The organism is Providencia sp. 2.29 (assembly GCF_015832305.1).
Classification (GTDB): domain Bacteria; phylum Pseudomonadota; class Gammaproteobacteria; order Enterobacterales; family Enterobacteriaceae; genus Providencia; species Providencia stuartii.
This window is the reverse complement of the sequence record NZ_CP065420.1, coordinates 3,157,239-3,184,133: the sequence shown is the minus strand read 5'-3', so window position 1 is coordinate 3,184,133 and position 26,895 is coordinate 3,157,239. Positions and strand designations below refer to the sequence as shown.

Annotated in this window: 20 protein-coding genes; 10 read left to right on the top strand and 10 right to left on the bottom strand. The window is 42.5% G+C overall.

The window, feature by feature from the left end; all coding sequences use genetic code 11:
- Positions 1-89 precede the first annotated feature (89 nt).
- The 4 genes from I3B46_RS14915 to pncB form a co-directional block, all read right to left on the bottom strand.
- Positions 90-1,280, bottom strand: coding sequence for an amino acid aminotransferase (locus I3B46_RS14915; protein WP_004918170.1), 1,191 nt, complete (start codon positions 1,278-1,280; stop codon positions 90-92).
- Positions 1,281-1,630: 350 nt separating this feature from the next.
- Complete coding sequence (locus I3B46_RS14910) at positions 1,631-2,755, bottom strand: porin (RefSeq protein WP_272577612.1); 1,125 nt, start codon at positions 2,753-2,755, stop codon at positions 1,631-1,633.
- A 528-nt stretch (positions 2,756-3,283) separates the two neighbouring features.
- Entirely contained in the window at positions 3,284-4,684 is a 1,401-nt protein-coding gene (gene asnS / locus I3B46_RS14905) for an asparagine--tRNA ligase (RefSeq protein ID WP_004918174.1), read from the bottom strand.
- A 339-nt stretch (positions 4,685-5,023) separates the two neighbouring features.
- Positions 5,024-6,238, bottom strand: coding sequence for a nicotinate phosphoribosyltransferase (pncB, locus tag I3B46_RS14900; protein ID WP_004918176.1), 1,215 nt, complete (start codon positions 6,236-6,238; stop codon positions 5,024-5,026).
- A 510-nt stretch (positions 6,239-6,748) separates the two neighbouring features.
- On the opposite strand from pncB, the gene pepN reads away from it, so the two are divergent.
- The 3 genes from pepN to I3B46_RS14885 all read left to right on the top strand — a co-directional run bounded on the left by pepN (position 6,749) and on the right by I3B46_RS14885 (position 11,626).
- Complete coding sequence (gene pepN / locus I3B46_RS14895; RefSeq protein WP_088498589.1) at positions 6,749-9,367, top strand: aminopeptidase N; 2,619 nt, start codon at positions 6,749-6,751, stop codon at positions 9,365-9,367.
- Between the two features lie 405 nt (positions 9,368-9,772).
- On the top strand, positions 9,773-10,783 hold the full coding sequence (gene pyrD / locus I3B46_RS14890) for a quinone-dependent dihydroorotate dehydrogenase (protein ID WP_014657940.1): 1,011 nt from the start codon (positions 9,773-9,775) through the stop codon (positions 10,781-10,783).
- A gap of 297 nt (positions 10,784-11,080) precedes the next feature.
- Positions 11,081-11,626: a cell division protein ZapC gene (locus tag I3B46_RS14885; RefSeq protein ID WP_004918182.1), complete on the top strand. Its 546-nt coding sequence runs from the start codon at positions 11,081-11,083 to the stop codon at positions 11,624-11,626.
- 99 nt (positions 11,627-11,725) lie between these two features.
- Here I3B46_RS14885 and I3B46_RS14880 read toward each other — a convergent pair whose 3' ends face one another.
- The gene (locus tag I3B46_RS14880) at positions 11,726-12,841 is read right to left on the bottom strand and encodes a YcbX family protein (protein WP_104873367.1); all 1,116 of its coding nucleotides are present in this window, start codon (positions 12,839-12,841) and stop codon (positions 11,726-11,728) included.
- A 99-nt stretch (positions 12,842-12,940) separates the two neighbouring features.
- On the opposite strand from I3B46_RS14880, the gene rlmKL reads away from it, so the two are divergent.
- The 6 genes from rlmKL (at position 12,941) to rmf (ending at position 21,086) form a co-directional block, all read left to right on the top strand.
- The gene (gene rlmKL / locus I3B46_RS14875) at positions 12,941-15,049 is read left to right on the top strand and encodes a bifunctional 23S rRNA (guanine(2069)-N(7))-methyltransferase RlmK/23S rRNA (guanine(2445)-N(2))-methyltransferase RlmL (protein ID WP_004918187.1); all 2,109 of its coding nucleotides are present in this window, start codon (positions 12,941-12,943) and stop codon (positions 15,047-15,049) included.
- 12 nt (positions 15,050-15,061) lie between these two features.
- Positions 15,062-16,969: an ABC transporter ATP-binding protein gene (locus I3B46_RS14870; protein WP_004918188.1), complete on the top strand. Its 1,908-nt coding sequence runs from the start codon at positions 15,062-15,064 to the stop codon at positions 16,967-16,969.
- A gap of 35 nt (positions 16,970-17,004) precedes the next feature.
- Complete coding sequence (gene pqiA, locus I3B46_RS14865) at positions 17,005-18,279, top strand: membrane integrity-associated transporter subunit PqiA (protein ID WP_071599643.1); 1,275 nt, start codon at positions 17,005-17,007, stop codon at positions 18,277-18,279.
- Entirely contained in the window at positions 18,276-19,925 is a 1,650-nt protein-coding gene (gene pqiB, locus I3B46_RS14860; protein WP_004918196.1) for an intermembrane transport protein PqiB, read from the top strand. Before pqiA ends, pqiB begins: the two co-directional genes overlap by 4 nt.
- Positions 19,925-20,482, top strand: coding sequence for a membrane integrity-associated transporter subunit PqiC (gene pqiC / locus I3B46_RS14855; RefSeq protein WP_004918199.1), 558 nt, complete (start codon positions 19,925-19,927; stop codon positions 20,480-20,482). Before pqiB ends, pqiC begins: the two co-directional genes overlap by 1 nt.
- 433 nt (positions 20,483-20,915) lie before the next feature.
- Entirely contained in the window at positions 20,916-21,086 is a 171-nt protein-coding gene (rmf, locus tag I3B46_RS14850) for a ribosome modulation factor (RefSeq protein WP_014657943.1), read from the top strand.
- Positions 21,087-21,211: 125 nt separating this feature from the next.
- Here rmf and fabA read toward each other — a convergent pair whose 3' ends face one another.
- The 3 genes from fabA to I3B46_RS14835 all read right to left on the bottom strand — a co-directional run bounded on the left by fabA (position 21,212) and on the right by I3B46_RS14835 (position 24,036).
- The gene (gene fabA, locus I3B46_RS14845) at positions 21,212-21,730 is read right to left on the bottom strand and encodes a bifunctional 3-hydroxydecanoyl-ACP dehydratase/trans-2-decenoyl-ACP isomerase (protein ID WP_004918201.1); all 519 of its coding nucleotides are present in this window, start codon (positions 21,728-21,730) and stop codon (positions 21,212-21,214) included.
- An 86-nt stretch (positions 21,731-21,816) separates the two neighbouring features.
- Positions 21,817-23,553, bottom strand: a complete 1,737-nt coding sequence (locus tag I3B46_RS14840) for an AAA family ATPase (protein WP_036943637.1) — start codon at positions 23,551-23,553, stop codon at positions 21,817-21,819.
- A gap of 306 nt (positions 23,554-23,859) precedes the next feature.
- Positions 23,860-24,036 (bottom strand): GhoT/OrtT family toxin, encoded by a 177-nt coding sequence (locus tag I3B46_RS14835; protein ID WP_014657945.1) that lies wholly within the window; start codon positions 24,034-24,036, stop codon positions 23,860-23,862.
- Between the two features lie 162 nt (positions 24,037-24,198).
- On the opposite strand from I3B46_RS14835, the gene matP reads away from it, so the two are divergent.
- Positions 24,199-24,663, top strand: coding sequence for a macrodomain Ter protein MatP (gene matP / locus I3B46_RS14830; protein WP_004918208.1), 465 nt, complete (start codon positions 24,199-24,201; stop codon positions 24,661-24,663).
- Positions 24,664-24,881: 218 nt separating this feature from the next.
- On the opposite strand, the gene ompA is transcribed toward matP, so the two are convergent.
- Positions 24,882-25,955: a porin OmpA gene (gene ompA, locus I3B46_RS14825; protein ID WP_163762096.1), complete on the bottom strand. Its 1,074-nt coding sequence runs from the start codon at positions 25,953-25,955 to the stop codon at positions 24,882-24,884.
- Between the two features lie 355 nt (positions 25,956-26,310).
- Entirely contained in the window at positions 26,311-26,832 is a 522-nt protein-coding gene (sulA, locus tag I3B46_RS14820; RefSeq protein ID WP_014657947.1) for an SOS-induced cell division inhibitor SulA, read from the bottom strand.
- Between the last annotated feature and the right edge of the window lie 63 nt (positions 26,833-26,895).

Below are 26,895 nucleotides of genomic sequence, written 5' to 3'. Positions count from 1 at the left end.
CTAGTTTTCTGTTATTTAAAAGAAAAAACGCCTCTCATAATTTATTGAGAGGCGTTCTATTATTGTAAAAACTTTATCGTGTTAAGCCATTACAGTACTTTTACGATGGCTTCACACAGTGGCACCATGTTTTCCAGCGTTAAACCTGCGACGTTGATACGCCCAGAGCTAACTGCATAGATACCAAATTCGCTACGTAAGCGCTCTACCTGCTCTTTATTGAGGCCACTGAAGGAGAACATACCATTTTGGTTGATAATGAAGCTGAAGTCCTGTTTAGCGCCTTTTTCTTCCAGTGTATTCACCAGCAACTGACGCATACGTTTAATACGCTCACGCATTGAGGTCAGCTCTTGGATCCACTCTGCTTTTAGTGCGTCATCAGAAAGAATGGTCGTAACCACGGCTGCACCGTGTGCTGGTGGGTTTGAGTAGTTAGCACGGATAACCGCTTTTGCTTGGCTAAACGCACGCTCTGCATTATCGCTATCTTTCGCAATAATGGTGCAGGCACCGACACGCTCATTATATAAGCCGAAGTTCTTAGAGTAAGAGCTGGCGACGATCATTTCTGGATTTTGTTGGGTAAAGATACGCAGCCCTTCAGCATCTTCATCTAACCCTTTAGCAAAGCCTTGATAAGCGAAGTCAAATACTGGCAGTAAACCTTTCTCCGCGCATAGGGCAGAGAGTTTAGCCCATTGCTCAGCTGTTGGGTCGATACCTGTTGGGTTATGGCAGCAGCCATGCAGAACGATAACATCACCGGCTACCGCAGAAGATAAGCTGTTGAGCATACCATCAAAGTCCATACCATGACTTGCGGCATCATAGTAGTTGTAAGTCAACACTTCTAAGCCAGCGGCTTCAAAAATATTTTTGTGGTTTGGCCATGTTGGATTGCTTATCCAAACACGTTTAGCATTGGTTTGACTAGCGATAAAGTCAGCGGCAATACGTAGGGCACCCGTACCTCCAGGCGCTTGTGCAGTACGAGCGCGTTTAGAGGTGACAATTTCATGCTCTTTACCAAATAACAGCTCTTGGGTGACACGACCAAATTCTGGCATCCCACTGATGGCAAGATAGTTTTTGGTATTTTCGTTTTCAAGCAGGAATTTCTCTGCTTTTTTTACAGTGTCTAAAACAGGGGTTTTACCCGACTCGTCTTTGTAGACGCCGATACCGAGGTTAATTTTGTTTTCACGAGGATCAGCACGGAAACTATCAGCAAGGCCTAAAATAGGGTCAGCAGGGGCAGCAGTAATTTTTTCAAACATGTTGTCGATTCCAAAGCTCAGTTGTTAAGCCGAAAATGTTGAGTGCTCAGGTTAACGCGCAGAAAACAATTTGCCAACCGTTTTACTAAAAATTGGCAAGATCTTGTGATGCAGGTATAAATTGCATGGGATATGACCATTAATCGCACAAAATACAGCGGTTTTCACTTACTTCCCCACAGATTAACTTAAGAATTGATTTTTATGCGAGATTTAATGGCTTAGCGGTAACTAAAAGGTGGAAAGACAATAGGTTGTGCAAGCTCGCTATACAGACGAAAAAAGCAACGCCGAAGCGTTGCTTTTCAAAACAGATTTCACTGTTGTCTGAATTATTGTTTAAACAATAATTAGAACTGGTAAACCAGACCCAGACCCAGAACGTTATCAGTGTTGATACCGTATTCTTTAGTGAAGTCGTTGTCTTTCAGCAGGTTGATTTTGTAATCAACAACTGCAGACATGTTTTTGTTGAAGTAGTAGTATGAACCTACAGAGATGTATTTAACCAGATCTTGGTTGTCGTAACCATTACCTAAGTTTTTACCTTTAGATTGGTTATAACCAATAGATGGTTTCAGACCGAAGTCGAACAGGTATTGAGCAACTAATTCAACGTTTTCAGTTTTGTTAGCGATCAGATCAAGGTCACCGTAGCGAGATGTATTTTGAGTTTGACCGTACATAGCTGCTAAGTAAACGTTGTTAGCGTCGAATTTACCACCAACGTTCCATGCTTGAGCACGTTTACCAGTTGCGCTGTAGTAAGAATCACCTTCAGATGTAACTACACCAGCTTTTTGGTTTGGAGTACGAGAAGAGCTAGAATAACCACCACCCAGAGTTACGCCCCAGCCTAACTCATACGCAGTTGAGAAACCGTAGCCGTCACCGTTGTCTTTAGCCATATCAGCGCTTGACTTGTTGTTGTCGCCGTTTTTACCTTGATATTGCAGAGCGAAGCTCAGGCCATCAACATAACCGAATGCGTTGTTGTTACGGTAAGTTAACAGGTTACGGTTACGGCTAGTCATGAAGTTATCAGTTTGAGCCATAGTGTCCGCGCCCCACAGTGGGAACACGTCGGTCCATGCGTTCGTGTCGTATACTACACCGTAGTTACGGCCGTAGTCGATTGAACCGAAGTCAGCAAATTTCAGACCCGCGTAAGCCAGACGGTTTTTGTTTTCACCTTCATTTTCAGCTTTGTTAGTCTTAGTTTCCCACTCAAAACGACCAAAACCAGTCAGTTGGTCAGTGATTTGAGTATCACCTTTAACACCTAAACGAACGCGTGAGTCGTCGCCATCTTCACTTTTCTTACCTTTATCAGCAGAAGCAAAATAGTGACGAACGTCAACTTTACCGTAAACGTCTAGTTTGTTGCCGTCTTTGTTGTATACTTCAGCTGCGTTTGCTGCGCCTGCAGCCAACAGAGCTGGGATAACCATTGCAAGAATATTGCGTTTCATCATTATTATTACCCTCATTGGTGTTATTCGGACACCTGCCACTGCCAAAAATAATTCTCAAAAAAATTTGGAACTATTTATGAGAGATTAGTGTCGTCTATGTCGGCGTCCAGTGTTCCATTGGTAAATAAATTTATCTACCCTCAAAGTGCTACAAAAATAAAGATTCTGAAACAAATGGTAACAAGGTGTTTCAAAATGTAAAAAATAGAGTGAAAAATAACCACAGGTATGACCAGTTTAAAAATAATTACAAAATTTAGGGAACTTTTTTAAAGGTCAAATTGAACTTTTTTTGAACAGCTTAGATAAATATAAGTGATAGATTTGCTTATAGAGAAAACAAAAAACGATGAAAAAAGCGGAATTTTCCGATCTAAGCTAAATCAATTTAAAAAGGGTGCAGAAATTGTGCTCAGTTGGTAACGCTGTGATGTATTTCGCAAATCGACTAAAAAGAATGACGGTGATAAAAAATATCGAGCCATGATAGGCTCGATATTGGAAGCTTATTTGGAAAAGCTGTAGTGATTAGAATGCCGCATTGCGTGGTGTACGTGGGAATGGGATCACTTCACGGACGTTACCGACACCTGTTACATAAGCCACTAAGCGCTCGAACCCGAGGCCAAAGCCTGAGTGAGGCACGGTGCCGTAACGACGTAGGTCACGATACCACCAGTAATCTTCTTTGTTCATTCCAAGCTCTTCAAGACGCGCGTCTAACATATCAAGGCGCTCTTCACGTTGTGAACCACCGATGATTTCACCAATACCGGGGGCGAGTACATCCATTGCTGCCACTGTCTTGCCATCTTCGTTAAGGCGCATATAGAAAGCTTTAATGTCCTTAGGATAGTTTTTAACAACCACAGGTGCTTTGAAATGTTGCTCAGCCAAATAGCGCTCATGCTCAGAAGACATATCAACCCCCCAGTAAACGGGGTTTTCAAATTTCTTACCGCAGGTTTCAAGGATCTTGATTGCGTCAGTGTAATCAACTTGAGCGAAATCTGAATTAACGAAGCTTTCAAGGCGGTTGATAACCTCTTTGTCGACACGTTGAGCGAAGAACTCAAGGTCATCGCGGCGCTCATCCAGCGCAGCTTTAAAGACAAACTTCAACATTTGCTCAGCAAGGCCCGCAACATCGTCTAGGCTAGCAAAGGCCACTTCTGGCTCTACCATCCAGAACTCCGCTAAGTGGCGGCTGGTGTTTGAGTTCTCTGCACGGAATGTTGGGCCAAAGGTATAGACTTTGCTTAATGCGGTGGCATAAGCTTCGCCGTTTAATTGACCGGATACGGTTAAGAAGGATTCACGACCAAAGAAGTCTTCACTGAAATCCACTTCGCCTTTGTCGTTACGTGGCAGGTTGTTGTAATCCAGTGTAGAAACACGGAACATTTCACCTGCACCCTCGGTATCAGAAGCTGTAATAATTGGGGTAGAAACCCAAAAATAGCCTTGCTCATCAAAGAAACGATGCAGCGCTTGGGCGAGGGTATGGCGAACACGAGCTACCGCACCAATTAAGTTGGTACGAGGACGCAAGTGTGCGACTTCACGTAAGTACTCAACGCTATGACGTTTTGCAGCCATAGGGTAAGTATCCGGATCTTCAACCCAACCAACAACGTTAACGGCTGTTGCTTCTAATTCGAAAGATTGGCCTTGGCCCGGTGACTCTTTCACGATCCCCGTGACTTCAACAGAACAGCCTGTCGTCAAATGCAGGACTTCGTCGTTATAATTAGGTAAATTATTATTGATGACAGCCTGTAATGGGTTAAAGCAGGAACCGTCATAAACGGCGAGGAAAGAAAAACCAGCATTTGAATCTCTCCTTGTACGTACCCAGCCTTGAACGGTGACTTCAGAGCCAACCGCCACACGGCCTTGCAGTACATCGACTACAGGCGCTACGATCATAAAAATTACTCTCTTTTATATAAACGAAATTAACGATGACATTTTCACTGGGCTAAATAAGTCATTTTTCATCTTATAGACCAATGAAAGTATTTGTTTTCCCGAAATTCTCTATTTCAAGGTTAAAGTTCTATGTTACTTGCCGTGAGGCAGGAAACAAGTAAAAAATCGATACTTTTGTACCAAAAAGTGCAATAGCCTCTAGCTATAACCTAGTTGGGGTTAGAATAGCAAGCAAATATATTATTAAGCGACAAGTTATCGTGTTATTGCGTACGCTGAAAGGGGAATTGGTGTGATACCTATTCCCATTAAGGTATCACACAGTGCATCGCCAAATTAGCAAGCCTTTTCCATTTTAGGAAGATCAAACGCTTTGCGAAGCTGATTAACGAACTCATCGTCTTCACAAATGGTTTTACCCGGACTATCGGATAATTTCGCGACGGGTTTGCCGTTGCATTCAACCAATTTGATCACAATATTCAGAGGTACGACACCGGGAATATTGCAAGTGAGCCTTGTGCCAATCCCAAACACAAGGTTAATGCGTTTATGGAAATAGCGATACAGCTCTAATGATTTTTGTAAGTCGAGACTATCTGAGAACACGAGCGTCTTAGTCATTGGGTCAATGCCTAATTTCTCATAGTGCGCAATGGCCTTCTCTCCCCATTCAATAGGATCCCCTGAATCGTGGCGTAATCCTTGGTAGCGCTTCGCAAAGTTATCATCGAAATCACGCAAAAATGCATCCATCGTGATACAGTCCGTTAATGCAATGCCAAGTTGGTCGGGGTATTCGTCAAGCCAACTTTGGAGTGCAGCACGTTGGCTATTGGCTAACTCAGGGCTAATTTGTTGGTGCGCTTGGAACCATTCATGGGCTTGGGTGCCGACGGGGGCTAGCCCTAATTTATGTGCCAGTTTGTAATTACTTGTGCCCACAAGGTAAGGGAACTCCTCTTTAAGCAAGGAGACGATAGCAGATTGGACATCATAGGAAAAACGGCGGCGCGTGCCGAAATCCATGAGTTTAAAGCGGCTAAGGTCGATATGGTTTTCGGCCGCTTGATCATAAAATACCGTCAGTAATTTTTTCAATTGAGTAACGGCATCTTCTTGGGTCACCTGTGGATGCCTATCGCGTTGAACTATTTCACTGATCAAGGCGAGGAGGGGAACTTCCCACATAATCACTTCGCACCATGGGCCACTAATACGAATCGCGAGCTGCCCATCATCCGCAGTGGTGATATTGACCTGTTCAGGTTTAAAGCGAAACGTTTTTAGCCATGCAAGATAATCGTCTTTGAAAAAAGGAAGCTCTTTTAAATAGTTGGCCTCATCATCGGTGAGTGAAAGGTGAGCCATCAATTGGACTTGCTGGCGGATTTCATCGGCATAGGCACCTAGAATTTCACGACTACGACAGCGGAACTCGGCGACAACCGGTACTTGGCTGTAATGGTGAAATACGGCCTGCTGCATATGAAGCTTATAAGCATCAGTGTCAAGCAGTGATGTAATAATAGGGGTAGCGTCTAAATTCATGGCGCGCAGGCGTCCTCGCGGAGCTATCTACTTATTAGCTAAATCGTTAAAGTTGGAAAAGTATACTCACTTTGACAGAAGATAGAAGCCTTATTGCATCACTCTTGTGTCTGTGAGCATTTCCAATATTTATTTATACTCATCACATTTCGAGTTGTCGGCTTATCGGTGACGGTTATGGCCTATTTGCCATGGCTCTCGAATGATTTAGAGTATACGTCATTGACCAGAATGGCACATTAGCGATTAGAGTTGATTAACAAGCGTTAATATACTCATTGCCAGTCATTGAGCATGAAACGATACTAACACGTAATTTTCTATTTAACAGCGTTATAGCATCAACGAACAAACCAATTGTTAACATTTATCGATGCTGATAGTCATAAATCGTTAACATAGTATGATGAGAGTGTTTCTCATATAGCATTTATGTTGCAGCAGCGTATAGTAATATAAAGAAGAATTGGTAAACGACTATATCGAATTAACGAATAAAAAAGGTTTCATATGACCCAATTGCGACAAGCGAAATATCGTCAGGACTACCAAGCACCTGATTATACTATCTCTGAAATTGATCTTGATTTTATCCTCGATCCCGCAAAAACCGTCGTGACGGCAATTAGCCAAGTCAAACGCCTTAACCCAGCCTCATCTACACTGGAACTGCATGGTGAAGACCTTAAATTGGTCTCTATTGAAGTGGATGGTCAGCCTTGGACTGATTATAAAGAGCAAGATGGTAAGCTGATATTGGCATCATTGCCTGAGGCTTTCACATTACGCATAGTGAATGAAATCAGCCCTGAAAAAAACACAGCATTAGAAGGCTTATATGTTTCAGGGGATGCATTATGCACTCAATGTGAAGCAGAAGGTTTCCGCCATATTACTTATTATCAGGATAGGCCGGATGTGTTAGCGCGTTATACGACGACAATTACCGCCGATAAACAGCGCTATCCTTACTTGCTATCGAATGGTAACCGTATTGCCGAAGGGACACTCGATGATGGGCGCCATTGGGTGAAATGGCAAGATCCGTTCCCTAAACCAAGTTACCTATTTGCGTTAGTTGCGGGGGATTTTGATGTTCTTCGCGACACTTTCGTGACGCGCACAGGCCGCGAGGTCGCATTAGAGTTGTTTGTTGATAAAGGCAACCTTGATCGTGCACCATGGGCGATGCAATCCCTAAAAAATGCCATGAAATGGGATGAAGATCGCTTTGGTCTTGAATATGACCTTGATATCTACATGATAGTGGCGGTTGATTTCTTTAATATGGGCGCGATGGAGAATAAAGGGCTGAATGTCTTTAACTCAAAATATGTGCTCGCTAAAAATGAAACCGCAACCGATAAAGACTACTTAAATATAGAATCTGTTATCGGTCATGAATATTTCCATAACTGGACAGGTAACCGTATCACTTGTCGCGATTGGTTCCAACTGAGCCTAAAAGAAGGTTTGACCGTTTTCCGTGATCAGGAGTTCAGTTCAGATCTTGGCTCTCGCTCTGTCAATCGCATTAATAATGTCAAAGTGATGCGTGCGGCTCAGTTTGCTGAAGATGCAAGCCCAATGGCTCATCCAATTCGCCCTGAAAAAGTGATCGAGATGAATAACTTCTATACGCTAACGGTCTATGAAAAAGGGGCTGAAGTTATTCGTATGATCCATACTCTGCTAGGGGAAGAAATGTTTCAAGCGGGTATGCAACTGTATATTCATCGTCATGATGGCAGCGCCGCAACCTGTGACGACTTTGTGCAAGCGATGGAAGATGCTTCGAATGTGGATCTTTCGTTATTCCGTCGTTGGTACAGTCAATCAGGGACACCTGTATTAACGGTTCGTGATGAGTACTTCCCTGAAAAGCAACAGTATGTGCTGCATGTGAGCCAAATGACACCTCCGACCGCGGATCAGTCAGAAAAGCAGCCGTTACACATTCCACTCGATATTGAGTTGTATGGTGAAGATGGGGCCGTTATTCCTCTGCAATATCTTGGCAGTAGCGTAAACGCTGTATTGAATGTTACGCAAGCATCACAAACATTCACTTTTGATAATGTGCCAAGCCGCCCTGTGCCATCATTACTACGTGAATTTTCTGCGCCAGTTAAATTGGACTATCCATACAGTGATGAGCAACTCGCTTTTCTGATGCAGTATGCAAGTAATGAGTTCTCACGTTGGGATGCAGCTCAGCAACTGATCGGTAACTATGTGAAGATCAACGTTGCGAACTATCAGGCGGGCAACGCGCTCGTTCTCCCTGAGCATGTGATTGATGCATTCCGAGCAGTGTTACTTAATGACACCATCGATCCAGCACTCGCGGCACTGATTTTGACTCTGCCTTCTGAAAATGAGATGGCAGAATTTTTCCAAACTATCGACCCTGATGCCATCCATCATGTTGCTAACTTTATCGCTCATCAACTGGCGACAGCAATGGCTGATGAATTCCTCGCGGTTTATCAATCGATTAAAATTGATGGCTACCGTGTTGACCACAGCGATATTGCGAAACGTTCATTACGTAACGTGTGTTTACAGTATATTGCAGCAGGCGATGATCAAGCACTCGCAGACAAATTAGTGTCAGAACAATTCAAATCGGCCGATAATATGACCGACTCTTTAGCCGCATTAACGGCGGCGAGTGAGTCTCAGTTACCGTGCCTAGAGTCATTAATGACGGCCTTTGATGAGCGTTGGCACCACGATGGCCTAGTGATGGATAAATGGTTTACATTGCAAGGTACTAGCCCTGCTCCGGATGTCTTGCAGAAAGTACGTAGCTTGCTGAATCACCGTTCATTTAGTATGAGCAACCCAAATCGTGTGCGTTCTTTGGTTGGGGCGTTTACCTCCGGTAACCCGTCAGCTTTCCATGCGAAAGATGGTAGCGGCTATCAATTCCTGTATGAGATCCTCGTGGATTTAAATACACGTAACCCACAGGTCGCATCGCGATTGATTGAACCGTTGATCCGTTTGAAACGTTTTGACGATAAACGCCAAGGCCTGATGCGCAATACGTTAGAGCAACTCAAAGCGTTGGATAACCTTTCAGGTGATCTGTTCGAAAAAGTGACGAAAGCGCTCGAAAGCTAAGTTCTTTACTGATATTAGCTGTGTTGTTAGCCCTTGAACGTCGTTTCAAGGGCTTTTTCTTTTAAATCAGGCAATCATATTAGGTTGTATGCGGTGCTATTCCATTGACAGCAACGGTTCAATTGCCGATTAAGGCAACTTTGGTTTGCAAGTAGCGAATAAATGAATTTTTTATAGAAAAAAAGGCGTAAAATAGGGTAATCTATGTCGCGTTTTATCGGATGAAAATGTATCCCTGTTAAAAATGGCCTCAGCAAATTTCATTTGTTGAGTGTTTTGACGCGCGGAACATTGTGTCTTTTAATCGCTTTATACACAAAATAGTTTGAGGTGTCGGCAGCAAGTGTTATCGCTGTGCTTACAACTTAAAATATGGTGGGTATAGACAGAAATAGGTTATTGGATATGTTATATCACCTTGCCCGCAAGGCTCTATTCCAGTTCGACCCAGAAAAAGCCCATGAACTGACGTTTCGGCAGCTTCAATGTTTAAATAATTCCCCGCTTAAATTCCTTCTCCGCCAATCTGTTGCTACTAAACCTGTTCAATGTATGGGACTGTCTTTTAAAAATCCACTTGGCCTAGCTGCGGGTTTAGATAAAGACGGTGAATGTATTGATGCTTTTGGAGCAATGGGTTTTGGTTTTGTTGAGATTGGAACGGTGACGCCACGGCCGCAATCAGGTAATGATAAGCCTAGATTGTTTAGATTAGTGGAAGCGGAAGCACTGATTAATCGTATGGGGTTCAACAATAAAGGCGTTGATAACCTTGTTGAAAATGTCAAAAAATCAACTTACGGTGGGGTTATTGGCATTAATATCGGTAAAAATAAAGACACCCCAGTGGAACAAGGCAAGGATGACTATTTAATTTGCATGGATAAAGTTTATGCACATGCCGGTTATATTGCTATTAATATTTCATCACCAAATACGCCAGGTTTACGCACTTTGCAATATGGCGAAGCGTTGGATGATTTATTAAGTGGCATAAAAGCCAAGCAACTGGAGTTACAATCGAAATATCAAAAATATGTTCCTGTTGCGGTTAAAGTTGCACCGGATCTGACCGAAGCAGAAATAATCCAAGTTACCGATAGCTTAGTTCGACATAATATTGATGGTGTGATTGCAACCAATACCACGTTAGATCGTTCTTTAGTTCAAGGTTTAAATCATTGTAATGAAGCTGGCGGTTTAAGTGGACGCCCAGTGCAACTAAAAAGCACAGAGGTTATTCGGATCATTTCTCGTGAATTAAAAGGGCAGTTACCTATTATTGGAGTGGGTGGTATAGACTCATTAACTGCTGCGAGAGAAAAAATGGACGCGGGTGCATCATTAATCCAAATTTATTCTGGTTTTATATATAATGGGCCAAAATTAATAAAAGATATTGTGAACCATATATAGTTAACTGTAAATTTACCTAAAGGGGGCTTTATTTATGCTCCCTTTTAATCTATATTGAGTTGGCTGTCTATTTTTAAATCATTTTGTTTTGCATTTTTAAGATCGAATTATTTTGAGCTAGTATCTTAAAAATATATTTATACTCTAACTCATTTGAGTTGCTTTTAGGCAGTAAGCGAATTATTCGTTTAAAAAATCCTTAGAGCAAAATAATGCAACAGCTAGGGTAATTGAGCACGACTCAATTGGCAACTTAAAGTATGGTGAGTATACCGGTAAATCGCTAAGGGATCGTTTATGATAATAAAACCCGATGATCATTGGCGTTGGTATTTTGATCATGACCATGATAGGGTGATGCTAGATCTCGCCAACGGCATGATATTTCGCTCATGTTTTCCCGCAAAAATGCTGACAGCATTCGCACGTGATGAAATGCCTTTTAGCATTGAAGATGCTGCGGAGTTTTATATATTTGATGAGCAGGCTAAAAAATTAAATCTATCTCATGAAGAACGGGCTGAATTAGTACTGAACAGTTTAGTGGCATTTCGCTTTTTAAAACCGCAAATGCCGAAAAGTTGGTATTTTTCTCCTTTTCACGATATTCAAGTACCTGCGCAAGGTCAGCTTATTCAAGTGTGTTTAGAAAATAGCCATCATATAGCGACATTTATTATTGCTGAGGCTGGTACGTCGGCAAGTTTGTGTTTATTAGCGGAGGCACAATTAGAATTGCCTGATCGTAAATTACGCTTTTGTGATCCAATTAAGATCATGAATGATCGCATGAGGCAATATAAACGCAAGTCTAATCGCTTACTGTATGAGAATGTCATTTAATTGATCGTCCATGATCTATTAATATGGATATTCTTTAATATTCGCCAATAACACCATCAATAAAATAATCGTTATTATTGAGATGATGGTGTTAGAAAATTAGCTTAAAGCTAATTTAATGGTACTTTTGGGAATGCAACTACAGGCTAAGATATAACCATCCGCTTTAATTGCACTTTGTTTTAATGGTGTGACTTCCCCTTCAATCAACTTTATTTTGCATTGACCACAAATACCAGCACGGCAGGAATAAGGTAAAGTGATCCCTTTTGATTCCAATTGTTCAAGGATCACTTCTTGGTTATTTCCTTCATAATCATGATTTTCAAAAGTGACTGTGACCGTACTTAATGGCGTAGAAGGAGTTTTCGCTTTATTATCCGTTTCTCGCTCTTTTGGGATATACTGATTAGGTTGTTTCTTTTCAAGAACCGTCACGGTATCACCCACTCGTATAATTCCAGTATTATGGATAACGACATTTTGCCCGAAATCCACATCACCACTTTCCGTGGTACGGAAGGTTTGTAGTGTTGCTAATGGTTCTCTGTGTGGATGTTTAATGCCTTTTTCAGGGCTAACAGTCGTTAGAATACAGCGGCTACATGGTCTGTCTAAGCTAAAAACGACATCGCCAATCTGAATCGTTTTCCATGTATCTTCTTCGAAAGGTTGGGCACCGGTGATAATCAAATTACCGCGAAATTGCTCGAGCTTAATGCTGGCGGGGCAACGCCTTTGTAGCTCTTGTACCGAAGCTTCATTAATTAATAAGAAGGGGTAGCCATCGGCAAACGACATAGGCACATCGGGCATGGTTTTGACGCGACGTGACAAGTGAGGACTTAACCAGCGTAGTTGAACAGGCTCATCAAAATAACGACTTAGCCAAGTATTGACTGATTCAGGCGCAATGAGTGCATGAAAATGATTGCCCCAGACTTCAGTTGGACTCTGATTCTCATCAAAGTCCTGATACAATACCGTCACACTTTCACCATCGGGTGCTTTGAGATAAAGCCCATTATTTAACATTGCTGGTGTAAATAGTAACATCTGAGGGTATTTTCTTGCCGTGATAAATTTACCTTCCAGCGTTGTTACCATAAAATTGCGATCAAATATTAGCCCACTGGTATCGGCGTATGCATGAGACAGGCGTATCCCTCTCATTGATTTGACTGGGTGCGTATAAAGGCGTGAAAGCGTAATCATTATTTAATCCTTATAATTGTTGCTGAGCAACTTTATGACAAGTCCATAAGATTAGCTATAATGCGCAACAATTTTTCATCCAAATTGGTAAAAAATACTATGAATTCTCTGTTTGCCAGCACAGCTCGTGGCCTAGAAGAACTATTGAAATCGGAATTGGAAGCTCTGGGCGCTAGTCAGTGCCGAGTTGCACAAGGGGGCGTCTATTTTCAGGCTGATGAACGGGTGATGTATCAGAGTCTACTCTGGAGTAGGCTGGCATCCCGTATCTTATTACCATTGAATGAATTTGATGTTTATAGCGACTTAGATTTATACCTTGGTGTACAAGCTATCGATTGGACTGAGGTATTCTCAGTTGAGGACACATTTTCAGTTCACTTTAGTGGTACAAACGAAGAGATCCGCAATAGCCAATATGGTGCTTTAAAAGTTAAAGATGCCATTGTCGATTGCTTCGTACGTAAATTAGATCAGCGGCCTGATGTTGCACGCCAGCAGCCTGATATTCGTATCAATGTTTACTTGAATAAAGAGAAAGCTAGTGTAGCGCTTGATTTAAGTGGTGATGCACTTCATATCCGTGGTTATCGTGATTTGGCAGGGCAAGCGCCATTAAAAGAGACGTTAGCCGCTGCAATTATCAATCGCTCAGGCTGGCAGCAGGGCACCCCCCTGGTCGATCCTATGTGTGGCTCCGGCACACTATTGATTGAAGCGGCTATGATTGCAGCAGACAGAGCGCCTGGCTTGTACCGTGAACACTGGGGGTTCTATGCTTGGTCAAAATATAACCCTGCATTATGGCGAGAGCTGATCACGGAAGCGCAAGTGCGTTTTCGTCAAGGCCTAAAAGAGACAACATCGCGTTTTTATGGTTTTGATATCGATAAACGAGTGCTTGATATGGCGCGCTCTAATGCACGTAGGGCGGGCGTTCAAACATTAGTGAGTTTCAATCATGGCGATGCTGCTATGCTTGAAAACCCTGTTGAAACAGGCATTAAGGGAACCATTTTAAGTAACCCGCCTTATGGCGAACGTCTTGAAAGTGAGCCTGCATTGATTGCTTTACATAGCCAATTAGGCCGTATTGTGAAGGCGCGTTTCCCTGGTTGGCGTTTATCTATTTTTAGTGCCTCTCCTGAACTGTTAAGTTGCTTACAACTACGCTCTGAACGTGAATTTAAGGCCAAAAATGGCCCATTGGATTGCGTACAGAAAAATTATTTATTGGCAGAAACACCGTCGGAAACGGTCGGTGAAATCTCTCCTGATTTTGCTAATCGCTTACGTAAGAACCATAAAAAACTCAGCAAGTGGGCTAAACAGCAAGGGATTGATTGCTACCGCATCTATGATGCAGATTTGCCAGAATATAATGTGGCTATCGATGTTTATCGTGACAAAGTGGTCGTACAGGAGTATGCACCACCGAAAACGGTGGATGAACGCAAAGCGCGCCAACGTTTATTTGATGTGATCACGGCGACGATGAATGTATTGCAGCTGTCATCTAACCAGTTGGTATTAAAAACACGCCAACGTCAGAAAGGTAAACAGCAATATGAAAAACTAGCACAAAAAGAGGATTTCTTTTTAGTGCAAGAATACAACGCTAAGATGCTGGTGAACTTAACCGACTATCTTGATACGGGGCTGTTTTTAGACCACCGCATTGCTCGGCGCATGTTAGGACAAATGAGTCGTGGTGCAGATTTTCTTAATCTCTTCTGCTACACCGGCTCCGCAACAGTTCATGCAGGGCTTGGAGGCGCGAAAAGCACCACGTCAGTTGATATGTCGCGTACCTATCTTGAGTGGGCAGAGAAAAACTTACAGGCTAACGGCTTAACGGGGCGCCAACATCGCTTGATCCAAGCTGACTGCTTAAACTGGTTGGCGAATAGCCCAGAACAATTTGATTTGATCTTTATTGATCCGCCAACATTCTCAAACTCAAAGCGAATGGATGGTACTTTTGATGTACAGCGCGACCATGTTCAGTTGATCACTCACCTAAAACGCATGTTACGTCGTGGTGGTACCATCATGTTCTCTAACAATAAGCGTGGCTTTAAAATGGATATCGAAGCTCTGAATGCGTTAGGACTACAAGCAGAAGAAATTACCGCCAAAACGCGTTCAGAAGATTTTGCTCGTAATCGTCAGATTCATAACTGCTGGCTGATCCGCCATGCAGCATAAAGGATAACATCAATGGCTTTAATTAATTTATCGGGTGCATACCTTTCGTTTAGTGATGCCCCTTTATTGGATAACACGGAACTTCATATCGAAGAAAATGAGCGTGTCTGTTTAGTTGGACGCAACGGTGCGGGTAAATCGACACTCATGCGCGTCCTAACTAAAGAGCAGCCTCTTGATGATGGGCAACTGCTTTACCAACAAGATCTCGTGGTTGCTCGTTTACAGCAAGACCCACCCCGTAATATTGAAGGGACGATTTTTGACTTTGTTGCCGAAGGCGTAGCAGAGCAGGCAGAATACCTCAAAGAGTATCACCATGTTTCTAAATTGGTGGAAACCGATCCGAGTGAAAAGAATTTAAATAAATTAGCTGAATTACAAGAAGTACTAGATAGCCGTAACTTATGGCTATTGGATGCCCGTATCAGTGATGTCTTGAAAAAATTGGATTTGCCAGCGGATACTCAACTGTCATCACTGTCTGGGGGTTGGCTACGTAAAGCGGCTCTTGGTCGTGCATTAGTGAGTAATCCACAAGTCCTCTTTCTTGATGAGCCGACTAACCACTTGGATATCGAAACCATTTTATGGTTAGAAAACTTTTTGAAAGATTTCCAAGGTAGTATCGTATTTATTTCCCATGACCGCTCATTTATTCGCAATATGGCAACACGTATTGTTGATCTGGATAGAGGCAAGTTATCGTCATGGCCGGGCAATTATGATGATTACTTGGTGGCAAAAGAAGAAGCGTTGCGTGTGGAAGAGATGCAAAATGCAGAATTTGACCGCAAGTTGGCCCAAGAAGAAGCGTGGATCAGACAAGGTATTAAAGCGAGACGTACCCGTAATGAAGGGCGTGTTCGTGCACTCAAGGCCTTGCGCGTAGAACGCTCTCAGCGCCGTGAAGTGCTGGGAAGTGCGAAAATGCAGGTTGAGGAAGCGTCTCGCTCAGGGAAAATTGTCTTTGAACTGGAAAATGTGAATTACCAAATCAATGATAAAGTACTGGTTAAAGACTTTAGTGCGCAAGTGTTACGTGGAGACAAAATCGCTTTAGTTGGGCCAAACGGCTGCGGTAAAACAACCCTGCTCAAATTGATGTTGGGTGATCTCAAAGCAGATAGTGGCAGAGTGCACTGTGGAACTAAATTAGAAGTCGCTTATTTTGATCAGCACCGCGCCGCACTCGATCCTGATAAGACGGTCATGGATAACCTTGCAGAAGGGAAGCAAGAGGTGATGGTCAATGGTAAACCACGCCACGTACTCGGTTATCTACAAGACTTTATGTTCCCGCCCAAACGCGCCATGACACCGGTACGAGCATTATCTGGTGGTGAGCGTAATCGTTTGTTACTTGCACGCTTATTTTTAAAGCCAAGCAACTTATTGATCCTCGATGAACCGACCAATGACCTTGATGTCGAAACACTAGAACTGCTTGAAGAGTTGGTCGATAGCTATCAAGGCACTGTTTTATTGGTTAGTCATGATCGTGAATTTGTTGATAATAGCGTAACAGAGTGTTGGATTTTTGAAGGTAACGGGGTGATTAACCGTTACGCTGGAGGCTATTTTGATGCCCAACAGCAAAAAGCACAAACCGTGAGCTTGAAAAATTCACAACAAAGTAAAATAGCGGAGCAAGATAAATCGCCTAAGGTAAAAGAACCTACAAAGCGAAATAATAAGATAAGCTACCATTTACTACGTGAATTAGAACAATTACCATCGAAGCTCGAACAGCTAGAAGGTGAAATTGAAGCACTTCAAGCGGCGATTGGTGATGCTGATTTCTTCAACCAGCCTCACGATATAACCGAAAAAACATTAAATACATTAGCTGAAAAGGAACAAGCGCTAGAGCAGGCGTTTGACCGCTGGCAAGAGCTTGAGCTACTGAAAAATGGCTAGTTTATCGTTCAGGAAATAAGAAGGGGCGAATCACCTTGTGCTCTCATGAGTCTCATGAACATGTGCTGTGCACACAATGCGACATGCTGGTTGCGGTACCTGAATTAGAACAGGGGACTAAAGCAACCTGCCCACGCTGTCATACAGTGTTGGTGTCAAAGTGGCGCTATCCATACAAGCAGCCGGCAGCGTATGCGTTTAGCGCATTAATTATGCTGCTCGTCGCTTGTATGTTTCCATTTGTCAAAATGAGTGCGGCTGGGATTGAAAATGAAATTTCTATATTTCAAATTATCGAGATTATTTCGACAACGCGTTACAGCAGCTTAGCCCTCTTTTTTCTGTTATTTTCATTAGTCATCCCTGCCTTTTGTATGGTGACAATCATACTATTGGGATTACAAGTGTATGTTCCAAAAAGAATCAAAGTGTGGATCAGCCGTATCCTATTTCAAATGAAATCTTGGTGTATGGCGGAAATTTTCCTCGCAGGGGTTCTGGTTAGCTTTGTAAAACTGATTGCTTATGGTGACATTGGTGTTGGGTTAAGCTTTTTGCCGTATTGTCTATTTTGCCTCTTGCAAGTTAGGGCATTTCAATGCCTTGACCGGCATTGGATGTGGAACAAAATTGAAGCAGCCCCTAAGTTAGCTCATAAATTAGAAGTAGGGCGAACTGGGATCAGCCAAAACGTAAGGCTGTGCCTAGTGTGCACGGCTATCTTACCGGCGGAACAATCCCAATGCCCGCGCTGTTACGCTCGTGGTAGCGTACGTAAGCATCAAAGTATACAGTGGACAGTTGCGCTGCTATTGACCTCGTTTTTCCTATATATTCCAGCGAATGTCTTACCGGTGATGACGACCAATATGTTGGGTAGCGATATGGACTCAACGATTATGGACGGCGTGATATTATTGTGGGGGGATGGCTCTTATCCTGTCGCATTAATTATTTTTATCGCCAGTATTATGGTGCCCTCGTTAAAAATGATAGGTATCGCGTGGTTATGTCTTGACTCTCAAGGTTATGGCAACCGAGACCCACATCGAATGCACTTTATTTATGAATTGGTGGAGTATGTGGGGCGTTGGTCAATGATCGATGTGTTTGTCATTACTATTTTGGCCGCATTGGTACAAATGGGGCAATTAATGAGTATCGTCCCTGCACAGGGCGTTATTTTCTTTGGTGTCGTTGTGATTTTAACGATGTTTGCTGCGATGACTTTCGACCCTCGATTAACATGGGATCGTTGTGAAAAGAAAAGTGCGGTAAAAGTTGTTGAACAAGAAGGAGCCATCGGGTGAGTGAACAAGAAACACCACAGGCCAATGCCAAAATCAGTAAATTGAAAAGTTGGTCACCTGTTTGGGTGATCCCTATCGTTACTGTTCTCATTGGTGCTTGGATACTATTTTATCACTTCAGCCATCAAGGCCCTGAAGTGACATTAATTACTTACAATGCAGAAGGCATTGAAGCGGGTAAAACCAAAATCAAGAGCCGTAGTGTGGATATTGGTATTGTTGAAAGCGTGACGCTGGATGACAACTTCAGTCGAGTTGTTATCAAAGCACGCTTAAATAGCGATATGAAAGATCTCCTACGTGCGGATTCTGCATTTTGGATCGTAAAACCGACAATTGGCCGTGAAGGTGTGACAGGATTAGGCACATTGCTTTCGGGAGTTTTCATCGAATTACAACCCGGTAACTCTAAAAAGGAGCATAACGAGTTTACACTGCTTGATTCGCCGCCTTTAGCCTCACCGGATGCGAAAGGGATCCGCGTTATCTTGGTGAGTGACCGCGCTGGACAACTCAATCCAGGCGACCCTGTACTGTTTAGAGGCTACCGTGTTGGCTCAGTTGAAACCAGTAATTTCGACATGAGTAAGCGTGATATGCGCTATCAACTGTTCATCAACGCACCTTATGATAAGTTAATTAGTACGAATGTGCGCTTTTGGAAGGACAGTGGTATTGCATTTGATATGTCATCGCAAGGGATCCATGTTGAGCTTGGCTCTATTGCCACCTTGCTGACAGGAGGCGTAAGCTTTGATGTACCTGCTGGCTGGGCGCCGGGGGAAGGTGTAAAAGAAAATACAGAATTTAAACTCTTTGATAACCAAAGTAGTATTCAAAACTCTCTGTATACTGAATACCAAGATTTCGTTCTGTTCTTCTCTGACTCAGTACGTGGGCTACAGCCTGGTGCACCGGTGGAGTTCCGTGGTATTCGCCTAGGAACGGTCGCTCAAGTGCCATTCTATACCAAAGGCCTCGACCAAAAACTGGATAACGATTTCCGTATTCCTGTATTAATTCATATTGAGCCTGAGCGTTTTGCAAAAGATGTTGGTGCTGATTTTAACTTGAAAAATGAGTTGAAATTAGCGATGAAGGATGGGCTTCGTGCATCGTTAAAATCTGGGAACTTGCTAACAGGGGCACTGTTTGTTGATCTCGACTTTGTGCCTAATGTGCCTGAATATAAAGGGCCAACTGTGGTGGCTGGTTATAAAGTCATCCCAACGACGAGCGGTGGCTTAGCGCAAATTCAGCAAAAAGTGATTTCTGTGCTGGATAAAATCAATGCGATGCCGATTGAGCCTATGCTGAATCAAACGACTCAAACGTTGGCTGAAGGGCAAAAAACGATCAAAGAAGCGCAAGTTATGCTCGCTGAGCTAAATAAAGTGATGGGAAGTAAAGAGTTCCAGAAACTCCCTCAAGACTTGCAAAAAACGTTGAATGAAATGAACCGTGCGATGCAAGGGTTCCAGCCGGGGTCTCCTGCATATAATAAGATGGTCGATAATATGCAACGTTTAGATCAGGTGCTTAGGGAAGTTCAGCCACTGTTACGTACTTTGAATAATAAGAGTAATGCCTTGGTATTCGAAGCTGAGCCGTCTAAGGATCCTGTACCGAAAGGAGTGAAAAAATAATGAGATATCTGATATCGATATTTGTTTTAATGCTGGCGGCTTGTAGCAGCACCCCTGAAAAAGTGTATTACCAATTGCCGGTGAAATCGCCGGCAACACAAAGTGCGGTTGTGATGGGGCAACAAAATCAAATTTGGTTACAGCGCATCATGCTGGCGGATGTTCTGACATCAAATGGTATTACTTACCAAACGTCAGATGTCAGTTACAATAATGCTAGCTCCCATTTATGGGCTAGCCCATTAGAACAACAGTTAGGACAATCCATGGTGAGTGAATTGTCTTCTGCGTTGCCGGGGCGTTTAGTCTCATTACAACCTTTGCAGAATTCGCCGGACACATTGGATATTACGCTAACAAGTTTTAATGGCCGCTACGATGGCAAGGTATTAGTTCAAGGGTTCTGGACTTTGTCGCGTGGCAAAGAGATCATCCGTCGTAACTTCGATATACAGCTTGAACAAAAAGAAGATGGCTATCCAGAATTAGTCCGTACGCTGGCTGATGGATGGCAGCAAGTTGCGAGTGAGATTGCTAAAGAGGCCAATAAATCTTAAGTAATATTCACTATTTTCATCAATAAAGTGCATCTTACGCCGTCATTGGCTAAGGTGCATTTTTTTATAAAATTGGTTGCATATCATTCAATTATAAAATATTTCAATATAAATACATATAATAAAATTGATATTAATTTATTTAAAATCAACGAGTTGTCATAATTTGAAAATATAAATCACATTTATAGCATTTATGACATTTATATGAAATTCTTTACTTGATTTTCTAATCTGTCGGCTGTATTTCTATAGTGTACCTAAATGAGATGATCCCCTACATAGTTTGAATTGTCTGTGAGTGGCAAGGCAAGCTATCCCTAAGTATCAAGAAAGGGTCGGTGAGCGGAATCCCACTAGTGACTTAACTTAACGCTATGAAGGGCTTAGGTGCTGTTTTCTTTTCCATTTTAGACAATGAGGGAAGTAAGGCATGAAAAGACAGAAGCGAGACCGTTTAGAAAGAGCTTTATCAAGAGGTTATCAAGCAGGTATAGCAGGTCGTTCTAAAGAATTGTGCCCCTACCAATCTGTAGATGCACGATCGCACTGGTTAGGAGGCTGGCGTAAAGCCATGGAGGACAGGGCGATTCTCTCTGCATAATCAGGCAGAACAAAGCCTAACTTATTCGTTAGAGAACCTAAATAAACGGTTTTTTAATTCACTTCAAACAAATTTTAAACCTCCGCCATTGCGGAGGTTTTAGTTTTTAGCGCTTAGGTGCGGGATCAGAAAGCACTAGTGTCTTTAAATAGACCCACTTTTAGGTCATTAGCCACGTAAATGACTTTACCATCAACCAGTACTTCACCATCGGCAAGACCCATAATCAATTTACGGTTAATAACACGTTTAAAATTGATACGGTAAGTCACTTTTTTAGCCGTTGGAAGTACTTGGCCCGTGAATTTTACTTCACCAACACCAAGAGCACGACCTTTGCCTTCCCCGCCGAGCCACCCGAGGTAGAAACCAACGAGTTGCCACATGGCATCTAGGCCTAAACAGCCAGGCATAACAGGGTCATTAACAAAATGGCAGCCGAAGAACCATAAGTCTGGATTGATATCCAATTCAGCTTCGACATAGCCTTTATTGAAGGTACCACCATCTTCAGTCATGGTGATGATACGATCCATCATCAACATATTACCTGAAGGTAATGGAGGCCCATTTTCGCCAAATAATTCGCCTCTTCCAGAAGCTTCTAAATCACTTTTTGTATAGGAACTGCGTTTATCAACCATGTTCTTCTGATAGCCTTAATTAAGTTTAAGAATACAGGATAGCTTACACTTGTACGCTGAACAACTCCGATCTGATATTTTTTTATTCAACCAAGCCATTTTAGGAACCATGGAAGTTTTGGTTTTTCGGGTGAATTTGCTTGATTGATGCGTTCTTGAATTAAAGCTAACAGGTGTACGTTATCACCTTCAGCTTGCTGCTCAAAATAGGGCTGCTTAGTGAGTAATGTGATCGCTTGAGCAACATGCTCCACAGGCCAAATATGGAATTGCCCCTCTTGTACGGCATTGACAACAGCCTCTTTGACACAGAGATGGCGCACATTAGCCATTGGGATAATTACCCCTTGTTGCCCTGTTAAACCACGCTGAGCACAAATATCATAGAAGCCTTCGATTTTTTCGTTTACACCACCTATAGGCTGCACATAACCAAACTGGTCGACAGCACCGGTGACGGCGATTTGCTGATCGATAGGCTGGAGCGCTAATGCACTAATTAACGCACAAAGTTCGGCAAGAGAGGCGCTATCGCCATCAACTTCACCATAGGATTGCTCAAAAACAATCGAGGCTGAGAATGGCTGAGGCTGCTCCAATTTTAGCTCATAATTTAAATAAGCTTGCATGATCATCATGCCTTTAGCATGAATGTTGCCGCCAAGCTCGGCTTTCCGTTCAACATCGACAAATTCCCCATCACCTAAATGGGCGACACAGGTAATGCGCGAAGGCTCTCCCAGCGCTTCTGGGTGCCCAGGATAGTGCAAGACGGACAATCCATTGATTTGTCCTATCACTTCGCCTTCGGTTTTGATAAAAACCTGTTCTTGCAGAATATCGTCTTGTGAACGTTCTGTCAGGAAACTATGGCGCCATAGGCGGTTTTCCACAGCCTGATTAAAGGCATTGGCGTCCATTAAGTTGCCTGACTGATAGTGAGAGGCATCCGTCAATCGGCGGGCTAGCCACTGTGTATCAAGAGGCAGATTAAATTTATCTTCACAAAACCGTGTTGCCTGAGTGATAAACGTAGGCCAACCATCAGGTGCGATTTCGGGGAGATGGTTAGCATTAATAATTGATTTTATATAGCGCATCCACAAGGCGAGTTGTTCTTCATTATCAAAGAACATTATGGGTTCATATTCCCCATAAATAGCATGTTCAAAGAGATCTGCGTGAGTGTACTCAAACTCTTCAAGCTCAAGCCGGTCACCAACAATGATTAACTTGATATCGAGTGGCTGAGGTTCAATTTCAATCGGTAATGGTTGATTATCGGAGAAAGGCAACCATTCGAATTGGCGGCGAGCTATCATATTTTGTAGCCGCTGCCACATCAGGGGTTGAGAGACCAATGATGATGCCGATAATATCAATACTCCACCATTAACGTGATGTAATAAACCCGGCACTGGATGTAATGATGGTGTGATATACCCAAACAGTTGTTCCGGCTCAATCCAATGGCGACAGGCAATATTTGCTCGGCTTGAGAAGCGCCCCTCAATTTCAGGACACCATTTGAAAGCAAGTTTATTTTCAGTGAGTTGATAATCACCATTAATGGGCGAAAATGGGGTCAGTAAAGGGCGGATCGCCTCAGCAAATGTTGCTAGATAATGCTCACTGTCGTCGGACTTGATAAACATAAATCGAGTCCGTGAATTCTCTTTGATAAAGCGCTCAATGCTATCAAATAGCCTTGGCTGGATTTCTGACAAAGAAGCAGGAGTCAGGGTATCTGAAGAAACAAAGTTTGCCTGGTAAGGCGTTAGGTCAGGTATTAGGCCTTGCCATGTTAGTTCTTGACTGATCACTATAATTTTTCTGCTATTAATATGATTATAAGTAAAATGCCTGTCGGTGAGCAGGGCGCGTATGCCTGAATTTGGTTTGGATATTTTATACTCTTTTTATTGTAGGCTGCCCCGTTATTGACGACATACATATGTACGACTCACAGACTTTAGTACATTAGCGGCGGCTCATTTTTTGAGCAATTCGCTGTACTGCAAACTATTTAGAGTATATGTTGTTTTCAGGCCAATTTATTACCCATAGGGCAAGGTTGCTATATTAGCGTTTGAGCGCCAATCTTGCAGCAATAATTGTCGTATAATCAGTTAGAATAAAGAAAATAATAGCACAACAGGCAAAGACATTGGCCATGTTAAGCCAATTAAGAGCGCACTGAGCAATCTCATAAAGATATTAGGGTCTTTAGTCAGGAGTAGTGTTATAAGCGCTGAGCACACCCCGCCTATCCCATATACGAGAAGTATGCATTCAAATGTTGACATGCTTGTTCATTAAATTGTTAATAGATGAACGTTGATTGTACACTATTTTGTGCCTAGTTGTTATCTTCTTTGTCAATAATAGGTCGACGGTGGTGCTTAAATTGCGTATCTTCATCTAAAATTGCTAATATAGGTCAGGTTCGATCTTCGTCAGGAAAAAATATGAAATATCAGCAGCTTGAAAATTTAGAATGTGGCTGGAAATGGGAATATCTGGTGAAGAAGTCCCGAAGTGGTGAGCCAATTACTCGGTATATCGAAAGAAGTGCCGAAAGTGAGGCTATCGCGCTATTGCTCAAAATGGAAAACCAGCCCACAGAGGTTTTAAAATGGATCGCTTTGCATATGAATCCACAATTGGATAACCGTATGAAGCAAAGCATTCGAGCAAGACGTAAACGTCATTTCAATGCTGAGCATCCCCATACCAGAAAAAAATCTATCGACCTTAACTTTTCTGTTTGGCAGCGTTTATCTAACCTTGCAGTGAAACGCAATAAAACATTATCAGAGACGATCATTCAGTTGATCGAAGATGCTGAGCATAAAGATAAGTATGAGAGCCAAATGAGTTCGTTAAAGCAAGACCTACAGGCGATTCTAGGGAATTCAAGTACCAAAAAATAGGGGGGGACGATTATCTCAAGTTGCCCGTTGATCAACCACGATCGTTTTATTCCCAACGAAATGCTTTGTAACCCGCCATTATTTTTTCGACCACGATCGATTTAATCGTAACAATGACAGATTGTGTTTAGTGAGCTGATGATTTTTAGCATAAAAAAAAACCCCATCGAAATGGGGTTTTTTGTATTCAGTTCGAAATTCGAACGAGGGGCTAAGAATTAAGCACCTGGTTGAGTGACAACTTCAGTTGTACCTTGAATTTCGATTTCAACGCGACGGTCTGGAGCCAGACACTCGATCAGAGCTGCACGGCCTTTAACGTTGTCACATTTGTTACCAGTTACTGGATCTTCTTTACCACGACCTTCAGCAGCGATTGCGCTTGCTGGAACGCCTTTAGCAACTAAGTAATCAACAACTGACTGAGCACGTTTTTGTGACAGTGGCAGGTTGTAGTTTTGTGAACCGATACGGTCTGTGAAACCAACTACCAGTACGCGACCTTGAGTTGGGTCGATGCTGCTCAGTTCGTTATACAGTTCGTTCAGTGCTTGCTGACCTTCTGGTTTCAGAGTTGCTTTGTTGAAGTTGAACAGAACGTCTGAACGCAGAGTGAAACGCTTGTTCTCAACAACTGGCGCTGGCTTAACAACTGGAGCTGGCTCAACAACTGGTGCTGCTTCTTGGTTGAAGCGGTATGCCAGACCAACGCTCAGCATGCCGTTGTCAGGACGTACGCCCAGGTTGTCGTTATCACCGATGTTGCTAACCCATTGGTAATCTAAACGAGTTGCCCAGTTTGGAGTGATTGCATATTCAACACCCAGTGCGTATACAGGAGAAACACCAGTATCGTTTTCTTTGTAACGCTCTTCACCTGTTTGGTGTGCTTTAACATCAGTACGCCATACCATACCACCTAAACGAGTGTAAACGTCTAAGTCGTCCATTACTGGATAGCTCAGTTTGGTAGTCAGAGAAACACCCATTGATTTCAGGTCGCCGTTGTTACCAGCACCTTTGTATTTCATTTTACCAAACCAGTCATAACCAAGCTCGAAGCCCATGTACTGGTTGTATTGGTAACCTGCGTATGCACCAGCACCGAAAGTATCACGGTCAGTACTTTTACCTACAGTGTTTTCACGATCAACTGGAGTGAAGCTGGTATCTTCATAGTGAGACCAACCCAGTTTAGCACCGGTATACCAAGTGTTGTCTTTTGGAGCTGCCTGCGCAACAGTTGCGAAAGCTGCTACTGCCACTGCTACTGCGATAGCTGTCTTTTTCATTTTTTACGCCTCGTTATCATCCAATATAGGCATGGCTTCAAAGAGCCTTATTATTCGCCATTGGTTTAAAATACTTGCTAGGTTTCGCTGACATTATCTACAAAAATTTATAAAAAGTAAAAAATAATGCCATAACCTTAACAAGCTAAAGTCTACAACGAACTAAAAAAGATACAAGTAGAGCAAGCAAAAATCATGGTAAAAAAACATTTTTTAGCGGATAAATCAGAGAGATAAACGTAATCCTATTTTGAGTTGATTATTATCTATCACATTGATCTCAATTATTTTTTCGGTATTTTCTGAGTCTGAGATATCCGAATGTCAAATTTACTAAGAATATTCTTAATCTTGGCTAGTGATAATAGTTAGAGTGAATTTTTAGGTTATTTTGCTGTCCAGAATGGATACTTGCGATATTATGTGTTTTTTGAGGGCGCATAATAAAGCCGATAGAATGTCCTTCTTGTGCTGCCGTTTGTAAGCGAGCAAAGTCCTGTTTATTTAATTCCGGTAGCCAACCTAAAACAACACTATAATTACCACTTCTTAATGCCTTTTCCATCGCATCTATCGTCGTTATCGACGCCATATTGCTGAGTTGCATAATTTTGTTAATAGGCAAGCCTGATTGCATTAACCAGTGACGACTTAACTTTTTATTGGGGCTTAGCCAAAGCAGCCAACGAGATTGCGCCCCGAACTGACGCAACATCGGCAGTAGAATGTAATCCATAATAGGATGTTTTTCATCGTAAACCAGCTCACTCACCATGCCTTGTTGCATCGAGCCATCAATAGGCGGTGTTGAAGGCATTGCTTGTGTGCTGTGGTTAACAGAATGTTCAGTTGCCTTGTTCCAAGAATAAATAGCCATAGTTCACCTCACAATCAAACTGTATGTATATACAGTAACTGTATATTTATCCAATATCAAGAC

Coding starts and splice junctions, on each gene's coding strand:
- pepN (WP_088498589.1), top strand. CDS start 6,749: ATGACCCAATTGCGACAAGCGAAATATCGTCAGGACTACCAAGCACCT.
- I3B46_RS14870 (WP_004918188.1), top strand. CDS start 15,062: ATGGCTTTAATTAATTTATCGGGTGCATACCTTTCGTTTAGTGATGCC.
- asnS (WP_004918174.1), bottom strand. CDS start 4,684: ATGATCGTAGCGCCTGTAGTCGATGTACTGCAAGGCCGTGTGGCGGTT.
- I3B46_RS14885 (WP_004918182.1), top strand. CDS start 11,081: ATGATAATAAAACCCGATGATCATTGGCGTTGGTATTTTGATCATGAC.
- I3B46_RS14835 (WP_014657945.1), bottom strand. CDS start 24,036: ATGTCAACATTTGAATGCATACTTCTCGTATATGGGATAGGCGGGGTG.
- rmf (WP_014657943.1), top strand. CDS start 20,916: ATGAAAAGACAGAAGCGAGACCGTTTAGAAAGAGCTTTATCAAGAGGT.
- rlmKL (WP_004918187.1), top strand. CDS start 12,941: ATGAATTCTCTGTTTGCCAGCACAGCTCGTGGCCTAGAAGAACTATTG.
- ompA (WP_163762096.1), bottom strand. CDS start 25,955: ATGAAAAAGACAGCTATCGCAGTAGCAGTGGCAGTAGCAGCTTTCGCA.
- I3B46_RS14910 (WP_272577612.1), bottom strand. CDS start 2,755: ATGATGAAACGCAATATTCTTGCAATGGTTATCCCAGCTCTGTTGGCT.
- I3B46_RS14880 (WP_104873367.1), bottom strand. CDS start 12,841: ATGATTACGCTTTCACGCCTTTATACGCACCCAGTCAAATCAATGAGA.
- pqiC (WP_004918199.1), top strand. CDS start 19,925: ATGAGATATCTGATATCGATATTTGTTTTAATGCTGGCGGCTTGTAGC.
- pyrD (WP_014657940.1), top strand. CDS start 9,773: ATGTTATATCACCTTGCCCGCAAGGCTCTATTCCAGTTCGACCCAGAA.
- fabA (WP_004918201.1), bottom strand. CDS start 21,730: ATGGTTGATAAACGCAGTTCCTATACAAAAAGTGATTTAGAAGCTTCT.
- I3B46_RS14915 (WP_004918170.1), bottom strand. CDS start 1,280: ATGTTTGAAAAAATTACTGCTGCCCCTGCTGACCCTATTTTAGGCCTT.
- matP (WP_004918208.1), top strand. CDS start 24,199: ATGAAATATCAGCAGCTTGAAAATTTAGAATGTGGCTGGAAATGGGAA.
- pncB (WP_004918176.1), bottom strand. CDS start 6,238: ATGAATTTAGACGCTACCCCTATTATTACATCACTGCTTGACACTGAT.
- sulA (WP_014657947.1), bottom strand. CDS start 26,832: ATGGCTATTTATTCTTGGAACAAGGCAACTGAACATTCTGTTAACCAC.